Source organism: Lapidilactobacillus luobeiensis (assembly GCF_024345205.1).
GTDB classification, from domain to species: Bacteria; Bacillota; Bacilli; order Lactobacillales; family Lactobacillaceae; genus Lapidilactobacillus; species Lapidilactobacillus luobeiensis.
On record NZ_BROC01000011.1, the window covers coordinates 25,099 to 40,934 of the forward strand.

16 protein-coding genes and 3 riboswitches are annotated in these 15,836 nt (G+C 48.9%); of the genes, 2 read left to right on the forward strand and 14 right to left on the reverse strand.

Annotated elements, in window-relative coordinates; all coding sequences use genetic code 11:
• Positions 1 to 14: 14 nt before the first annotated feature.
• From OCU21_RS05370 to OCU21_RS05410, 9 genes are all read right to left on the reverse strand, one after another.
• On the reverse strand, positions 15 to 1,076 hold the full coding sequence (locus tag OCU21_RS05370; protein WP_261806444.1) for a WxLIP family cell surface protein: 1,062 nt from the start codon (positions 1,074 to 1,076) through the stop codon (positions 15 to 17).
• A gap of 119 nt (positions 1,077 to 1,195) precedes the next feature.
• Positions 1,196 to 1,822, reverse strand: a complete 627-nt coding sequence (locus OCU21_RS05375) for a WxL domain-containing protein (protein WP_261806445.1) — start codon at positions 1,820 to 1,822, stop codon at positions 1,196 to 1,198.
• A gap of 460 nt (positions 1,823 to 2,282) precedes the next feature.
• Positions 2,283 to 4,355 carry a WxL domain-containing protein gene (locus tag OCU21_RS05380; RefSeq protein ID WP_261806446.1) on the reverse strand — a complete coding sequence of 691 codons (2,073 nt, stop codon included), beginning with the start codon at positions 4,353 to 4,355 and terminating at the stop codon, positions 2,283 to 2,285.
• 71 nt (positions 4,356 to 4,426) lie between these two features.
• Positions 4,427 to 5,458, reverse strand: a complete 1,032-nt coding sequence (locus tag OCU21_RS05385) for a WxLIP family cell surface protein (protein ID WP_261806447.1) — start codon at positions 5,456 to 5,458, stop codon at positions 4,427 to 4,429.
• Positions 5,459 to 5,652: 194 nt separating this feature from the next.
• A complete protein-coding gene (locus OCU21_RS05390) occupies positions 5,653 to 6,273 on the reverse strand; it encodes a WxL domain-containing protein (protein WP_261806448.1) in 621 nt (206 codons plus the stop codon).
• Positions 6,274 to 6,610: 337 nt separating this feature from the next.
• Positions 6,611 to 6,934, reverse strand: a complete 324-nt coding sequence (locus OCU21_RS05395; protein ID WP_261806449.1) for a hypothetical protein — start codon at positions 6,932 to 6,934, stop codon at positions 6,611 to 6,613.
• Positions 6,935 to 7,047: 113 nt separating this feature from the next.
• Complete coding sequence (locus OCU21_RS05400) at positions 7,048 to 8,286, reverse strand: tyrosine-type recombinase/integrase (protein ID WP_003594421.1); 1,239 nt, start codon at positions 8,284 to 8,286, stop codon at positions 7,048 to 7,050.
• Positions 8,287 to 8,362: 76 nt separating this feature from the next.
• Entirely contained in the window at positions 8,363 to 8,611 is a 249-nt protein-coding gene (locus OCU21_RS05405) for a hypothetical protein (protein WP_024305600.1), read from the reverse strand.
• 81 nt (positions 8,612 to 8,692) lie between these two features.
• Entirely contained in the window at positions 8,693 to 9,937 is a 1,245-nt protein-coding gene (locus OCU21_RS05410) for a replication initiation factor domain-containing protein (RefSeq protein ID WP_024305599.1), read from the reverse strand.
• 384 nt (positions 9,938 to 10,321) lie between these two features.
• On the opposite strand from OCU21_RS05410, the gene OCU21_RS05415 reads away from it, so the two are divergent.
• The gene (locus OCU21_RS05415) at positions 10,322 to 10,867 is read left to right on the forward strand and encodes a helix-turn-helix domain-containing protein (protein ID WP_024305598.1); all 546 of its coding nucleotides are present in this window, start codon (positions 10,322 to 10,324) and stop codon (positions 10,865 to 10,867) included.
• A 181-nt stretch (positions 10,868 to 11,048) separates the two neighbouring features.
• Here OCU21_RS05415 and OCU21_RS05420 read toward each other — a convergent pair whose 3' ends face one another.
• The 5 genes from OCU21_RS05420 to OCU21_RS05440 form a co-directional block, all read right to left on the reverse strand.
• Positions 11,049 to 11,705, reverse strand: coding sequence for a DUF190 domain-containing protein (locus OCU21_RS05420; RefSeq protein ID WP_024305597.1), 657 nt, complete (start codon positions 11,703 to 11,705; stop codon positions 11,049 to 11,051).
• A gap of 10 nt (positions 11,706 to 11,715) precedes the next feature.
• Positions 11,716 to 12,558 carry a metallophosphoesterase family protein gene (locus OCU21_RS05425; protein WP_261806450.1) on the reverse strand — a complete coding sequence of 281 codons (843 nt, stop codon included), beginning with the start codon at positions 12,556 to 12,558 and terminating at the stop codon, positions 11,716 to 11,718.
• A gap of 63 nt (positions 12,559 to 12,621) precedes the next feature.
• Positions 12,622 to 12,683, reverse strand: a riboswitch (Fluoride riboswitch).
• Positions 12,684 to 12,718: 35 nt separating this feature from the next.
• Entirely contained in the window at positions 12,719 to 13,288 is a 570-nt protein-coding gene (locus OCU21_RS05430) for a DHH family phosphoesterase (RefSeq protein ID WP_024305595.1), read from the reverse strand.
• Positions 13,289 to 13,336: 48 nt separating this feature from the next.
• Positions 13,337 to 13,396: riboswitch (Fluoride riboswitch) on the reverse strand.
• Positions 13,397 to 13,469: 73 nt separating this feature from the next.
• Entirely contained in the window at positions 13,470 to 13,820 is a 351-nt protein-coding gene (locus OCU21_RS05435; protein WP_024305594.1) for a fluoride efflux transporter FluC, read from the reverse strand.
• A complete protein-coding gene (locus OCU21_RS05440; protein ID WP_024305593.1) occupies positions 13,814 to 14,212 on the reverse strand; it encodes a fluoride efflux transporter FluC in 399 nt (132 codons plus the stop codon). Before OCU21_RS05440 ends, OCU21_RS05435 begins: the two co-directional genes overlap by 7 nt.
• A gap of 185 nt (positions 14,213 to 14,397) precedes the next feature.
• A riboswitch (Fluoride riboswitch) is annotated at positions 14,398 to 14,466 on the forward strand.
• 50 nt (positions 14,467 to 14,516) lie between these two features.
• Here OCU21_RS05440 and eno point away from each other — a divergent pair.
• Complete coding sequence (gene eno / locus OCU21_RS05445) at positions 14,517 to 15,803, forward strand: phosphopyruvate hydratase (protein ID WP_024305592.1); 1,287 nt, start codon at positions 14,517 to 14,519, stop codon at positions 15,801 to 15,803.
• The last annotated feature ends 33 nt before the right edge of the window (positions 15,804 to 15,836 follow it).

Below are 15,836 nucleotides of genomic sequence, written 5' to 3' on the forward strand. Positions count from 1 at the left end.
CAGATTTTACCAAGCTAATGTTTAAGTCGTGATTTGATCTCTCTCATTTTATGCCAGATAAAGACCAGCGCCCCTAAGGTGATCACGCCGAACCCGATCAGTAGCCAGAGTAGCCAAGGGTAGTGCGTTCGTTTCTGGATCAATTGCCGATCGGTGGCCGCCGCCGTGGTTTTCTTGATCGTGAAACGCCTTTCTAAATTAAAGACACTTGCCCCCGAGGTCAACTTGATTTTTAACTGATAGTGCCCCGGCGCCAAACTTTTTCCAGCTGTATTGATATGATAATCCAGTGTTGAGTTAGGTGCCATTTTGTAATTATGATCCGTTTGTTCAAAGAGGACTTGCTTAGCTCCAGCACGGTACACGCGCGCATCAAGGGCGATCTGCCCAAAAAGCACCGGCGCAGAATTATGAATACTGGCGATCAACGTTGCAACGCCCCCGGTTGCTTTTGGCTTGATCGCTGTCAACGCCAGTTGTGGTGCCAGGCCAGTCTGACCAGCTTGAACAAGCATCACCGGTAAGGCCATCGCGAATTGATTCTTGATACCTAACTGGCCCTGACTCGTGCCAGAAGTGGTTTTTCGTTGAACATAAACACTGCCTAAAACAGTCCCTTTAAGCGGCGCTTGAGGCATGGTCAAGTCAAAAGTGACCTGTTGCTTGCTAGCCGGCGCTAGTGTGATCGTTCGCGTAGTGGCTTGATCATCGGCCAGTGCCGGTAATAATACCGCAGCGCTTTTATCCGGTGCGGTTGTCGCTGGGGTATAATTGATCTCACCTTGATCAGTCGTCGTGGCCGCGACCAATTGAACCGTAAAAGCCAGTTCTTCTGTGGGACTTAAGTTACTGACTGTCACTGTCAACGGATATTGTTGTCCCGGTTGTGTTTTCAAGGAATAATAGGCCAATTGATCATCTGTTTGCCCCGAACCAAAATCGGGGACGATAGTAAAATCCGAGCCCGTATCCGCGGCTTGGACCGGTCGTGTTCGACCTCCCAAAAAGAACCAACAACAGCTTAATAGAATCAACCAATACCATTTGTGCTTGAGCCACTTCTCCGCATTCATCATGATTCCCCCCAGTCTCACGATTGATCAAAGCGCCGATCTAAATCAACTTCATTTAGACCGATTTATTGTTATGTAAAGCCCAGATGCGTAGGTATCTGGGCTTAAACAAGCTTAAAGAATCAGCTTGCTGGTGTTGCGGTCGGTGCCATTGGGCCATTTGAAGTCAGGGTCCATGTCAAGCCAGCCGAATAAGTGTCACCCTTAGCTAAAATAGCTTTAGGGTTAGCACCCAAGGCCAAAGTGTTTGCGCTACCGTCGAAGCTATAGCTGTAATCGCCATGGGTCGTCCCATCGCTAGTCGCTAGACTAACAGGTTGGCTACTATCTGCTACCTTAGTGGCAGTAAATGAAGGCCAAGCCGTGCCGACACCAGCTAAAGTGATCTCAGCGCCAGTTAATGACTTTGCTGGCGTACTCGTTGTTGCAAATGGCGCCAACGCTGCTAACAAAGTCCAATTATTTGATCCTAAGCGGGTATCTGAGATGTTTAGATCTCCGGTGACTGCCGCCGTTTTGCCGGTGAAGCCACCATAAATATCCGCCCCAGGTACTTCACCAAACGCGAAGCTTGGTGCTGATTTGATTTCCAAAATGCCAGCATCAGCATTCTTAGGATCCGTATCTGTAACTGAGAAACTTGCCGTTGAAGTACTGGTTGTCGTATCCGCCTTGGCAGTTGCAGGCGCTAAAGCCAAAGCGCCCAAAACCGCAGCCGACGTAACGAGCCCTGCTAACCACTTCTTCATGGTATAAAACCTCTTTCCCTTTTCAATCCGATTGGAGTTAGACCATTTCCTAACTTCAAAACAGATTATACATCATCACGGCAATGAGGGTTAATCTTTGACTCAGAAAATCGGGTTTTCAAGTTAAAAAGTTGACTAGTTGATCCCCCCAGATCTGAATAAATATCCTATAGAAAAATCATTGATAAATCAATATTATCGCGAGATAAAGTGAGGGTTTTCGCTTGAATCCACATCGCGATATCTGCCTATCCTAGCATAACTTTTACAATGAAAAGCCATCACTTTATCAGTTTTATTTTATACACATTTTTATAAGTTTTGAATAAATCGATTTGCTGCAAACCATTAAAAAAACCACGTTTGCTTTGAATCAAGCAAACGTGATCATTTCTTCTCCGATCGTGGATCAATAGTAACAAGTCGTCATCGTGCTGAACGATCTGTCACCCTGCACGCGTTAATCTAGCGCGCTGACTGCTGGCGCTCCTGCTGTTAGCGTCCAATTGATCGTGGCCGTAAAGCTTTGTTGATCATAAATAGTCACCGCACTATTTCGCGGCAAGGCTAAGCGCGCGCCGACTGCATAAAGCCCCCCGCTACCTGTCCCATCACCGGCCAAGATCGGACTACTCAGGTCACCGGCGTTAATGACCGGTATCCCGCCATTGATATTCGGTAATCCTTGCAACCACAGGCTTGGCTGCTGCACTATTTGTGTTTCCTTAGTTTCATCAACATCATCGCTATAAAAATCCGACAGTTCGGCGGTCAATTGCCAAGCAGCCCGTGTTTCACGATTATCATAGATCTCGAGAAAGCGATTCTCTGTATTAGTCGATAGCGGCATTTTATCAAGATCAGTTCCCGTGCCATTATAGATCGTTGTCGCCTTTAGCGGCGCGAAGGTAAAAGATGGTACTTGTTGTAAGGTCAGTTTTCCCGGAACTTCCGTGGTCGGCAGCCCAGTCACCCGTAATTCCGCATTGTTAGTTGGGATCTCGGCCAACGTGATGTTGCCCCCTGCCAAAATGGAACGTGGCTTAATGATCGTGATGATCAAACGTAGATACATCGGATAACCGCGCTCTAGCTCCGAATTCGCGTCTTTGATCAGTTGATCATTGGCAGGGATCGTTAAGATATTACTACCATTGAGATCAGTTGGCGTTAACCCCTTAAAAGTGCCACTACTATTTTGCACGTTTTTATAAGATTTCTTGAGGGTCGATTCGCTGTAGACTCCTTTACTGTTTGCTTTACTGACGCGCCACTCAAACGTACTCGTTTTAGCGATGTCAGCCTGTGCGCTGGCATCATCACTATCAAAAAAGCTATCAACGATCTTACTGAGACCATCGATCGACCATTGTGTCGGATTAGCCGTCGCGTAGGCCAATGGTAGCTCTTTTGCACGCAGGCCACCAACGTAAAGACTGGCTGCATCGGATAAGTCGTTAGCCGTTGCTTCCAGTAAATCAAAAGATAAACCGGGATCAGCCGTTGATTTATTCACACCGGAACTGATCAAGTTCGCATTAACAGTAAATTCATTATTGCGTCCTTGCTCGAGCAAATAGGTGACGTTGTCTTGAGGCGCTTTCCAATCAACGATACTAGTCGAGGTCATTGGCTTCAAATCAGCATGAACACCATAAGACAACGCCGGTAAGACGACTTTGCTTTCTGGAACGACATTGATCGACCGTGCAGGATCATCACTAGCTAAGACAACGACCTTAGCTAATTTAGAATAGCGGGTCGAACTTAACAAACCATAATCCACACTCATCTGAAAATAATAGATCCCTACCGCTAAACTTTCAAAATTGCTCCCAAAACGGATCGTTGCTTCTTGTTTATTCGACATGCCTTGATTCTTACCTTTAGCCGTTAATTCCTCTTTCGCCCAACCACCGGCGCCATCATTGGCAGCTTCGATCCACTTCCATTTATTGATTTTGATCTCGACATTTGTATAAGGCACCAAAGGAATCCCAGTTGTTTGGACGTCCAGATTGATCTCCGTGCCTTCACGCACATATTGCAATTCCTGTGGCTGGATCAAGAAGCCTTTCCGCAAAGGGACCGATAAAAAATTAATACCGTTGCTATCTGGCTTTTTATAGCCATCAGCCTTAGCCGGTGGATCCGGGTCTGCCAAAGGGACCGCCGTGGCCGCTGTTGGATCTGCCATGTCACTTGTTGAGGCTTCTTCTGTAACGGCTTCGTCAGCGACTGTTATCTCAGCATCTTTGTCTTGATCAGTCGTCTGATCCTCCTCAAGACCATCTTGGCTCGTGACTGTTTCGTTAGCGTCAACAACAGTCTGATCAGTTTCGGCCTGCGGATCCGTCGCTATGATTGTTGTATCTTCAGCGGACTCAGTCGCGTTAGTCGGTGTCGCGGTGGTAGCGGTCGTTTCGGCCAATGCCGCTGCGGCCACGGTCTCCGTATGGCTAAGCGCCAGAGGTCCGATAGTTAAGTTAAGTAGAAAGGTCCCAATGATCAGCCGCTTGATTACATTTCGCAAAATAGTCACTCCCCTCCAGAAAGTGTCAGCAGATCGGTGTGGCGTTCGATCTTATCGGTCTAGGGTCATCCTTATTGTTTTGGCGCACGTTTTCTTAATAAAAGCCAAGTCAATGTCGCAATGATCAAGATCAAAGCGCCAATGATCAGCCAAAGCCACCGGCGTGAGCGCGTCCGATTATCTTCTTGTAAGGTTTTTTCAACACTTTGTCGCTGGTTCGCTTTGATCGTAAAATCCTTGGTCATTTTAAAATCGTGTGATCCTGAACTCATTTTGAGGTGCATCGTATATTTACCCGGCGCCAGCGTTTTGCCAGTCGTTGCGACATGATAATCTAAGATCGAGTTCGGCGCCATTTCGTAATTCTCATTGGTCTGAGTCAGCAATTTCTTGGTCTGACCCCGCTTGGTCACCGCGGCGACCAGCTTGATCTTGCCAAACATAACAGGTGCTTGGTTATGGATCGTTGTTTTTAAATAGGCAGAACCACCAGTTGAGTCCAAGGCCACGCGCTCAATATTCAATTTAGGTAAGGTGACGGGCGCGTTAGCCGATTTGAGAATGACAGGGACCAGCATTGAAAACTCATTGACGATCCCGATATTAGCCTGACTATTCTCATTATCCACTCGATGAACGAAGACACTGCCTAAAACAGTCCCTTGGATACCGTCTTCTGGGATCGTCAATTCATAAGTCACCTTTTGTGTGGCGCCCGGTTTCAAGGTGATGGTTTTGATCGTCGCGCTGTCTTTGACCAGATCCGTTAAAACAGTTTGAGCCGAGGCATCTCGCTTCTTCTTAGTTGGACTATAATTGATTTTTCCTTGGTCACTAGTCGTTGCCGTCACCAAACGAATTTCAAATTTATGTGTATTGGTTTTGCTCAAATTTTGGATCGTGATACCCAGCGGTAACACCGCTTGAGGCTGAGCCGTATAACTAAAATAGTCGTCCGTCTTCGTGTTTTGTTCTTCGGAAAAGACCGGTGAGATCGTAAACTCCGAGCCACTGGTCTGCGCCGCGACTGGCTTGGTCGTCATCCCGACAATAAATATGGTGACGAGCCCCAAGACCAGCGCCAAAAGTTTTTTTGATTTCACCACAAGAACCTCCCCAATTTGATTCTTCCTGACTTGGTCGTGATCCACGATCCGTGATCAGATCAAGGCCGTAAAAAATCCGAGCAAATAAACCACTTTGCCCGGACACGTCTTGATCCAAAAATCATTTTCATAATCACGGGCAGTCGTCTCTGATCACATTATCTGCGTAAGACTGCGCTTTGCTCAGTGACCTAGAGTTCTTCTGCAGCCGGCGCGCCTGAAGATAATGTCCAATCCAAGCTAGCAGCATAGTGGCTATTATCAGCCACGATCGCGCTACCATTCGCATTCATAGAAAGGGTCGGATTATTGATGGCTAAAATAAAGTTCCCGTGTTGCACAGCAGCATTGTTCAAGACAGTGTCTGTGCCATCGTCCGTCACACTAACGGCCTTCTCGCCGAACAAATCATGCTGTGCGGTGAAGGCCAGAGTCGCGCCGATCAGTCTGTTGCTGGACTCATCTTGGAACGAACCCATATTTAGATCCAAGTTCCAATCAGATCCTTTGATTCGATTATCGGCGACCTCCAAATTATTTGAAGTCTCTAAAGTCTCATTGGTGAAACCATTGTAAACTTTACTGACCACAAATGTTCCCGCAGAAAAAGTCGGTACACTCTTCAAAACCAACTTACCACTATCGGGATCTTCCGGATCCGGATTATCGGGGTCTTCCTTGGCGGAAACGGTGAAGTTTGCTGTCGACTCATTATTTAAGTCATCGGTCGCCGCCTTTGTCGTTGTTGTGGATAAAGCAAAAGTACTCGCAGCAAGCAAAGTCACCGCTAATAAAGACATCGATTTTTTCATGTTGAATCTTCCTTTCATCTCCCATGATCACGCTAGGCCCAATTCCTAGCTTTCAGTGTATAATATACAGACAGGTTCAAATTTCGTCAACTTTAAAACTTGCGAAAAACGAATAATTATAGATTTATGATAATAGTTGTAACTCGTCTAGTGACGTTTTGTCACTTATATTATCAGCGTTTACATTGCCTTTAATAGCCGATAAATTAATTTTTAAAAAATATTGATTCTCATATTCCCCGTCAACATTTTTACGTAGAAGTAAATAACGTAGTCAGGATCCTGCGCATATTAATGAACATTTCCAAAAATATAAAATATGCAAATAAACACCTTGTCACTGATCATCAGACAGCTCCTTGGCCGCGCGTAAATGCCACCAAGCCAAAACACCACTTAGAAATACACTACTGGCTACCAATAATAGTAACCAAGTAGCCTGAGCCGTTGAAAGCGGGTCAGTCGTTATTGGCATCAGTGTCACCAAACTCAAATTGCTCCATCCCGACCAATTACTGACGAGACAAATCACCGCCATCGTCCAACACTGCTGGATCAGACTACCCCAACCGGAAAGCTGGTATTTAACTAAAAAGATCCGTTCCCAATAATCGGGAAAGACTAGCGGTAACTGGCGATTCAACCATTGAATTTGTGCCATTGTTTGTAACTCCTTTAGTACCAAGGGTTTGAGGCCCTTGGGTTGTCATTTTTTCGTAAACGTGGGCAAAACGTGGGCAGCATCGTTAAATTCCCAAACACTACCGTTCAACTTCACCCGATTTTTTCAATGAACCGCGTGATGGCTTCCACCGACTTGTCTTGATTTTCATCAAGAGTATGCGTGTAGCCATCCGTAGTTTCGGCTCGAACATGCCCGACCCGCTTCTGCACTTCTTTGAGTGAAATCGTCGGGTCATCGCGCAGCACGGAAATGTGAATGTGGCGGAAGCCGTGAGGAATCGCGTTCTTCGTCCATTCAAAGCCATACCATTCTTGGCAGTGCTTCGTCAACGACTTGTTGATTCGCGTTAGAATCTCACGAAAGCTGTGCGAGGTGATTGGTGAGCCGTACTCCGTCCTAAACAGCGACTTGGAAGCATGAAAGGCGTCCGCCGGAAAGTCGGCCATGTGTTCGTCGAATGCCTTGTTACGCGCAATGACACGCTTTACGGCATCAATGGCAAAGCCCGGCAGTTCTTCGACACGTTCACCAGCTTCGGTCTTAGTGGTGTCTTCGTAATACTCATCAACGCGCAGGTCGTGATATTGCAAGGACTTGTCGATTGTTACCAGCCGGTTCTCGAAATCAATGTCAGCTTCCGTCAATGCGGCCGCTTCACCGATCCGACAGCCCGTCCCAATCATGAATAGCGCCAGATCGTAGTAGGTCTGATGCCGTCGCTTGCGCAATTCTGCCAACAAGGCGTGAACTTCGTGCTCGTCAAGAAACTTCGCTTCGCGGCGCAGTCGCTTTTCGCGCTTCTCCTTTGAACTGGCAGAGAGTTTGATCACACGCGTTGGTGAGAACGGAATCGCGTTGTGCAGAACGCCATAGTCGAAGATTTTGTTGAGCGAGCACTTGATATGCTGCATCGTCGAATGGGTCGAGTGATACTTCTTCTTGTAGTCATTCAACAGGTTCTGAATTAGCAGTGGTGTAATCACTTCTAGTAAGACGTCATCTGCCATTAGCTCCGCTATTCGTTTCAGCACCATTTTCTCACGCGTGACGGTTGGCGGCTTGACCGTGGTTTGCCAAGTTTCCAACCATTTTGCTTTCAGCTCACCGAATGTAACCATCGCGGCGCCGTTGAAGGCACCTTGTTTCTCCGCAATCAGCTCCTCAATCTTTGCAGCTAAGTCGCGTTCGGCCTGCTTACGGGCGCGCGCCGTGTTCGTGGTGAACTTGACGACTTCCCGTTTTGCTTTGCCAGTCAGCGGATCAACATAGCGATCCACTGCATAATACGTTGACTTACCGTTCTTGCGTTTTCTTTCTTCAAAATACATGTTTTATCCTTTCCGGGTAAGGAAAAGGGCAAAACTGAATCTCTATTAGCAGATTCTATTTTAACATCCAAACCCATTATTTTCTGCGCAATTTTGAATAGCCATGTGTCTTCCAGTACAAAAAGTCGTCGAATACCTCGAAATTGATGAAGACGAGCTTGTGCGTTGGGTTCAAGACGCCATCCCGCCACAGATTGTTGTCACGCATCTCACATAGCCAACGATTGAGCGTGTATTTGTTTAAGCCGTCGTATCGGCTCAAAATGGCTTCCTTATTGCCCCATTCAGCATCACTGTCCGATACTGGACTGTATTTGATTTTCATTCATTACCTCACTTGTTGTGTCTAGCATCTGTGTGAGATAATCAGCACAGATAGGAACCATATCTTATCTGTGAAGGGTGACTACTTGCTTTGGTCGGCGTGGTCATCCTTTTTTGATTGCTCACTTTCAGGTGTCATTGCTTCAAACAATCCGTTCTCAAGTTGATCTGCGCCAACTGTGTTCTGTTCGATGATTCGCAGATGCTTGTCTTTTAAGGGTGCTTCACGAATAGACTGCATCGTCTTCTGGTTTCCCCAGTATGCGTCAATTTCATGGAGCACTCGTTGCATTGGCGCAACCTGCGTGTCCACCCATGCCCGCGTACGGTTGAGATCGAACGGTTCTGGGGCAGTCGTCAAGCGCAGCGGCTGGCGATCATGACCGACAAATCGTTGCCAATTCTTGTTGAGCGGCCAATCCAACCGCGGCTTACCTTTTTGAGCATCGACGAAGCGGAGATAACGTTTGATAATGCCAAATATCGTGCGTTCTTCATCACGATAGCAAAGGAGATCATCAACAGCCTTTTCCGCTCGGGTGTTCTTCAAACGAATTTCAAAACGGTTATAGATGTTGGTTGTCAGACCTTTCTTATGCTGCTCTGGCCCTTTCTCGTAAAGGCAGAAGTACAATTCACTCTTGGTGGACCCAATGTATAACGTGGTGCCAGTTTCATCGTCGAATTCTTCGTCGTCTTCATGATAGATGTGGCCGGATACCGTGCCTTGGTACTCACGCATGACGGTGATACACTCGTTGGCCTGAATTTTATGAATCAGGTTTGGAATATCCAACATATTGACCGTATCGTTAACTGCTAGATCCAGCCGTTTCATCACGCCTTTCATATCCAGACACTGATTAAGAAAGTCATACCAGGTGTCACCTCGGCCTAACAGAACGCTTTCCATTTGGCGGCAGCCTTGACCGCGTAGTTCTAGCAACGTGCCTAATTCCTTGTGGCCTGGATCAGAGCCGTAGACTTTGATCTGACCCAGCGAGCGGGTGAACTGATAACCAAACGCCGCGCGATCTTCCGACAGAATACAATCCGTTTGCAAACGTAAGAGGTCATCGACGATTTTGTCCATATCCTGTGTCGGAAACCGAATCCGTACATAATCAATTAGCAGTTGCAGTTCCGGCTCATCGGTCCAATTATTGAGCGTTTTATCAATGTACATTTGTAAGCCGCTACTACACGCTTCGCCATTTTCGATGCGACTAAGGTGGCGTTGTGTGATACCAAGCCGGTGACATAGCTGTACCTGTGTCAGATTCAATTCTTTACGGCGCCTCCGTACTGAATCACTCCAGTAACCCAAATTGTCTACCTCCTAATCTTGTTACCACTGGACATCAGCTTGAATTGTCCAGTCGGTAAGTTCTGTGTCGTATCAACGTTTCTACCCGGAAATCAGGTAGATAGGTGTCATTTACGACCCCCCTGTTAGTACATGGGGGTCTAGGCGGCCGGCTACGCCGACCGCCGCCGCTCACGCTTGCGGCTTTCGCGCTGCACGCCGCGCGTGGCGGCGTGGCCTTCTCCTTTCATCACTAATCGTATTAACCATCTATACGTTACTGCAATGATACCAAGGCTTTAAACCGATTTCCTTAGCTTTTTCATAGCTACAAAACTTTCAATTATAGCTGCTGAACTTGTCGTACGATTGATTATCTGGTAACCTGATGGTGAGGTGATCAACATGACAGAAGTACAATATTTTGGCCCAAATTTAAAACGGCTCCGCCTTCAAAGTGGTATGTCACAATCAGAACTTGGCGCCGCTTTGGACACGCCAGTCAATGGACAGGCTATTTCAAACTGGGAACGCGAGATGAATCATCCTACTTATGAGAACTTGATTGGTATCGCTAAGTTCTTTAACGTCATGCCGTCAGAGTTGTTGCGGACAGAAAAAGAAGCCGCGGTTGGAGAAACCACGGCCGTTCTTGATCGAATCGATGAATATATGCCAAAGGTCGCGGAGATTCGCAGAGTGATGCACATGATGGGGGACTTCTCACCACGACAGTTAGACGGACTAGCTGAGCAACTCAATGAGATTATGCACTACTTTCGCCCTTACACACCAGTTGATGAGGACGGTGTGCCAGATACCGATCAGAATGGGCGAACAATTACAAAGCAATCAAAGTATCGGGATCTACCAATTAAGGAAATCCATCAAACGTACCAAGAGTTAAAGGCTATCCAGTCATACAAGGATGATAAGCAAAATCTGAATTGATAAATTCACATCTAAAACAATACCCGGCACAACCTTTACGCTGAAACTCGCGTAGTAGGCTGTGCCGGGTATTGGCATTGTTTTGGCTTTGTATCGACATTGCAATGCAGACCTTCTGAATGACTAAATAAGGTAGATACCGAAGGTAAACCCTAAAATGGCAACCTTGGTAAGTAGTCCGCTAGTAAGGCCCGTTGACTAACGCCACCGGCACCGTAAACAACAAGCCATCTTCCGACAAAGGTTTGAGCGTCGCCAACACCGCCTGCAGGCTCGCACGATCCACCACCGTTTCAATGACGATTGGCAAGTGTGAGCTCTTATGCGCTGCGGTTTCTTCGTGCACATGGCGGCCGTCGTCATATCCTGCGATACCGCGGGTGACACTGACCCAGCGCACGTGCATCGCTTGCAAATGGGCCACGATCTTGGTGTAGTGGTCTGGGGCAAAGTGCTTATTGTCTTCTCGGGTAAATAACTTCACGTCATAGTATGCTGCGGTATCGTCCATCTCAATGTCACTCCCTGTCTGTCCTTGAACCGTCGTAATTTGACCACGATCGTCAATGAGCTGCGTCAGTTCAGCCAAAATCGCCTGCAAGTTGTCGCCGCTTTGCACCGTTTCGATGATCACCGGCAAGTCGTTGCCGCGTCTTGGCTTGCGTAGGCTTTGGCGCATCTCGTTATACTTATTGACGCCCATGATCGTGCGGCGGATCGTGCCGCCAACGATCCCACGCTGCCAAAAATATGCGAAGATCTGCTTCACTAGTTCTTGGTGGGTCGGCGTCTGCATGACTTCATCAGTCACCACCCGAATCAAAGTTGCTTCTGTCATCGTTCTCCTCCTACCACGCGTCAGCGGCGATCAAGGCTTGGGCCTTGGTGCCGTAATTATGGGTCATATTTTCTGCGGTCACATCAACGTTACTGTAGCCGAAAGCACCGGTGGTCAACGTCCGCGTATACAACGCCGCATAGGGAAGCTGTTCACGGGTAACTAACCTTAGCTCCTGATCAACGTCGTACGGGAGCACACGGAGCGTCCAGCTGGTGAAACGGCCGGCGTCAATAGTCAACAAGCCATACTGAGCGCGCCCGGCGGCTAATTGCGGCTGCGGTGACGTCGCTAAGCCGACGCTACCGGGGTTCATGATGTAGCGGCCATCAGTAGTTTGACGCATTAGTGGCTGGTGGGTGTGGCCATACAGCGCAATGTCTGCGTCACTGCCGGCCAGCAACGCATCGAAGTTCTGTTGCTTAGCCATAGGTTCTGCTTGATGACCACGGCTGGTGGTCGGCGTTGCGTGAAATATGCTCAACTTCACGCCATCGATCACTAATTCTTGATGTAGCGGCCGACTAGCCAACCAACGAAACTGTGTCGCGGTGAGATGCTCGCGGTCAAAAGCCGACGTGATGATCGCCACGACTGCTTTTTGGTTCTTCTCAAACGTCACGAACCGGTGGTGCAACAGGCTAGCATAAACTTCTTCGTGGTTGCCGATCACCCACGCCAGCGGTTGGAGTACTTGAAGTGCCTGCACACACGCTGCTGGCTCTGGGCCACGGTTGCCAATGTCGCCCAACACCATGTAATCGGTGGCGTGTTGTTCGTGTGCGTCTTGCAACACAGCCTGCAGGGCACTGTAATTACCATGTACGTCAGCGATCACTGCGATCTTATGCATCTACTCACCTCCCGGGTCAGAAAGAAAAAACGTCTGCCTCATTACCCCGCTACAGCACAGGGCATTAAGACAGACGTCATCAACAATTAGCTTGTATTAGGGTGAACGTCATCACCATTTCACTTGTTCACCGTCAATATAACATCGTTGCGGCCAGAGTTCAAGCGCTTACCCATGCACTGACCCGATCAGCTAATAAGTGACGATCACGCTGTATTCGATCAGCCAGATAAGCCGCAGCCACTTGGTCTTTTTCAGTTGTCGCATCAGCTGTGAGCTGACGGGTATCGCACCAAATTCCCGTCAGCAAAAGCCCTGCTGACAAAGGCGAAAGTATCACGCCACGCTCTTGATAGAGTTCGGCGAATATCGTGTTGACACTGGCCACAGGTTCGAGACGAATGTATGCCGGATGACTAGCACGAAAGCCACTCATCCGGTGATTATCCACGACCGCTACAACGTTGGCTTCACTAATGTCTGGAGCGCTCACTGCCAAGTCGTTATGGCCGACCATCACCACACCGCCCGCGGCCCCAGCAACTGACTTGACCACTAATGGCGGTGCCACTCCCCAGAATTTCACAATGTCCCGCATGACCGGTGACAGCCGCGTATAAGCACTTGGCGCAGCGTCTTTGCCGAATGCGGAGGCCAGACGCGCGGCGTTGATGACGGCAATGTCAATTCCTATGGTTGATTGCCGCGGGCCGATTGTTAAAATCTCCATGTTATCGTCTCCTTCTAGGAAAAAGACACCTAGCCCCGGACTAAATGCCCGAAACTAGGTGTCATTAGTTTGATAACGGTTATGGCGAACACCTTCGCCTATCATGCTCGAGGCCAATATAACACCATTATCCATGATTGTCTACGGGTGTCATTATCGAGTAAGTGAGTACTGCCGTATCTCACCACAAGCTACCCAGCCACACACCGATGGTCAAGGTGACGATCCCGGCTCCCGTCGTGCCAAAATAATACCAAGCAAACGCACGGTAACGCCGGTTGCGCAATAAGATAAACGCGTCAGTCATGAATGTTGAAAAAGTCGTGTACCCACCACACACACCGGTCAAAAGTAGCAGTGACCACGCTTGCGGCAGTGCGCACATCGCCAAAAATCCCGCTAAGAAGGCACCACTAGCATTGATCACAAGCGTCGCCAGCGGCACCCCAGGCCACCAGTTCTTGCCTAGCTGCGTCAGCACGTATCGCATCACGGCGCCGACCCCCGCTCCTAAAGCCACTAACATCACCATGTCTGTCGCCGCCTTCCCCAGGCCTCGGCGCATAAATACCCGCCAAACGCCGCGCCTAAACCAACAAACAGCTCAAGCAAGAAGATCCCGATTGCATACACCGGCGATTGGCCGACGTGTTTGTAGAGGTTCAGTACCATCGTCGAAAATGTCGTGAACGCGCCGACAAAACCAGTCCCTAACGCCAAAATCAGCCAGCTCGGCAAGTCGATGTACACCGCTAGACCGTATGTGACAAACGCCAGTATGAAGCTGCCCAATAGATTCACCGCCGTGGTGCCGAGCATCGTGTCGGCATCATTGAGCCACAAGCCGATTCCCCAACGGGCGGCCCCACCGAAGCAGCCGCCGATGAACACCGCTAAAATATCTTGGTATCGCAATCGCTGCATTGAACTTCCCCCTAAAACACGGCTACCAAAATACTGGCAGCCGTGTGGTTACACTCATTAAAATTTAATATAACGCCTAGCATTATAGCAAAACGTACAGCTGTAAGACAAGTCCGCCTTTTGCATGAAAATTTGTCGGTCTGGCTTGCGCAAAATTTCGTAAGGGAGTATGCTTTGGGTGTTAAAAGTTAATCGGCGATGACGTTCGCCACTAAAACTAATTGGTAAATCAATTTGATGACGTCTACTGCACAGATTTTGCGTGCAGTAGACGCCATCTTTTTTTACCGGAAGGAGCACAATTATGTCAGTAGTGATTGAATCTGTGAAGTCGCGCGAGATCTTCGATTCCCGCGGCAACCCAACTGTTGAGGCCGATGTTATTCTGTCGGACGGTACGCTCGGCCGCGCGGAGGTACCATCTGGTGCATCGACCGGCGAAAAAGAAGCCGTCGAGTTGCGCGACGGCGGCGACCGGCTCCAAGGCAAAGGCGTCTCAAAGGCCGTGGCCAACGTCAATACCGAGATCAACAAGGCTTTGCACGGTGCCGACCCCTTCAACCAAGCCCACATCGACCAGCTGATGATCGACTTAGACGGCACACCTAACAAGGCACGCCTAGGGGCTAATGCGATCTTAGGGGTGTCAATGGCCACTGCCCGTGCAGCAGCCAACGCCTTGCACACACCGCTGTATCGCTACCTCGGCGGCACCGACTTGGAGCTTCCACAAACGTTCCACAACGTGATCAACGGTGGTGAGCACGCCGACAACGGCATCGATATTCAGGAATTCATGATCACCCCAGTCGATCGTTCCAGCTTCCGTGATGGCTTCGAGAAAATCGCCAACACCTACCACACCTTGAAGAAGGTGATCGAAGAAGCCGGCTACACCACGGGCCTCGGCGATGAAGGGGGCTTTGCGCCTGACCTCAAGAACTCCGAAGACGCCTTGCAGATGCTGCATGACGCCATCATCAAGGCAGGCTACACGCCTGGCAAGGAAATCGCCATCGCCTTTGACGCGGCGGCATCGTACTTCTACAACCGCGACACCAAGAACTATGACTTTGAAGGCAAAACCTACACGCCTGCCGAATTAGGCGAATACTACATTCACCTGCTGGACAAGTTTCCAGAGATCATCTCCATCGAAGATCCTTATGGGGAAGAAGACTGGGGCCACTTCGCTGACTTCACCAAGAAGTACGGCGACCGCGTGCAACTAGTCGCAGACGATCCGGTCTGCACTAACCCAGCCTTGATCAAAGACGCCATCAAACAAGGCATGGCCAACAGTATCTTGATCAAACTTAACCAGATCGGCACGGTCACCGAAACACTGGAAGCAATCCGCTTAGCGCGCAAGAACGGCTACACTACCATGATGTCACACCGTTCTGGTGAAACCGGCGACACCTTTGTCGCTGACTTTACCGTCGCCACGAACGCTGCGCAACTCAAGTCCGGCGCCCCGGCCCGTTCCGAGCGTGTGGAGAAATACAACCAACTGTTGCGGATCGAAGAAGAACTCGGCGCTGACGGCACGCGCTTAGCCCACTTCCCTGATTCAGTCGACTTCGACTGATCAGCATTGACCAAACGGCCGAGCACGAATATG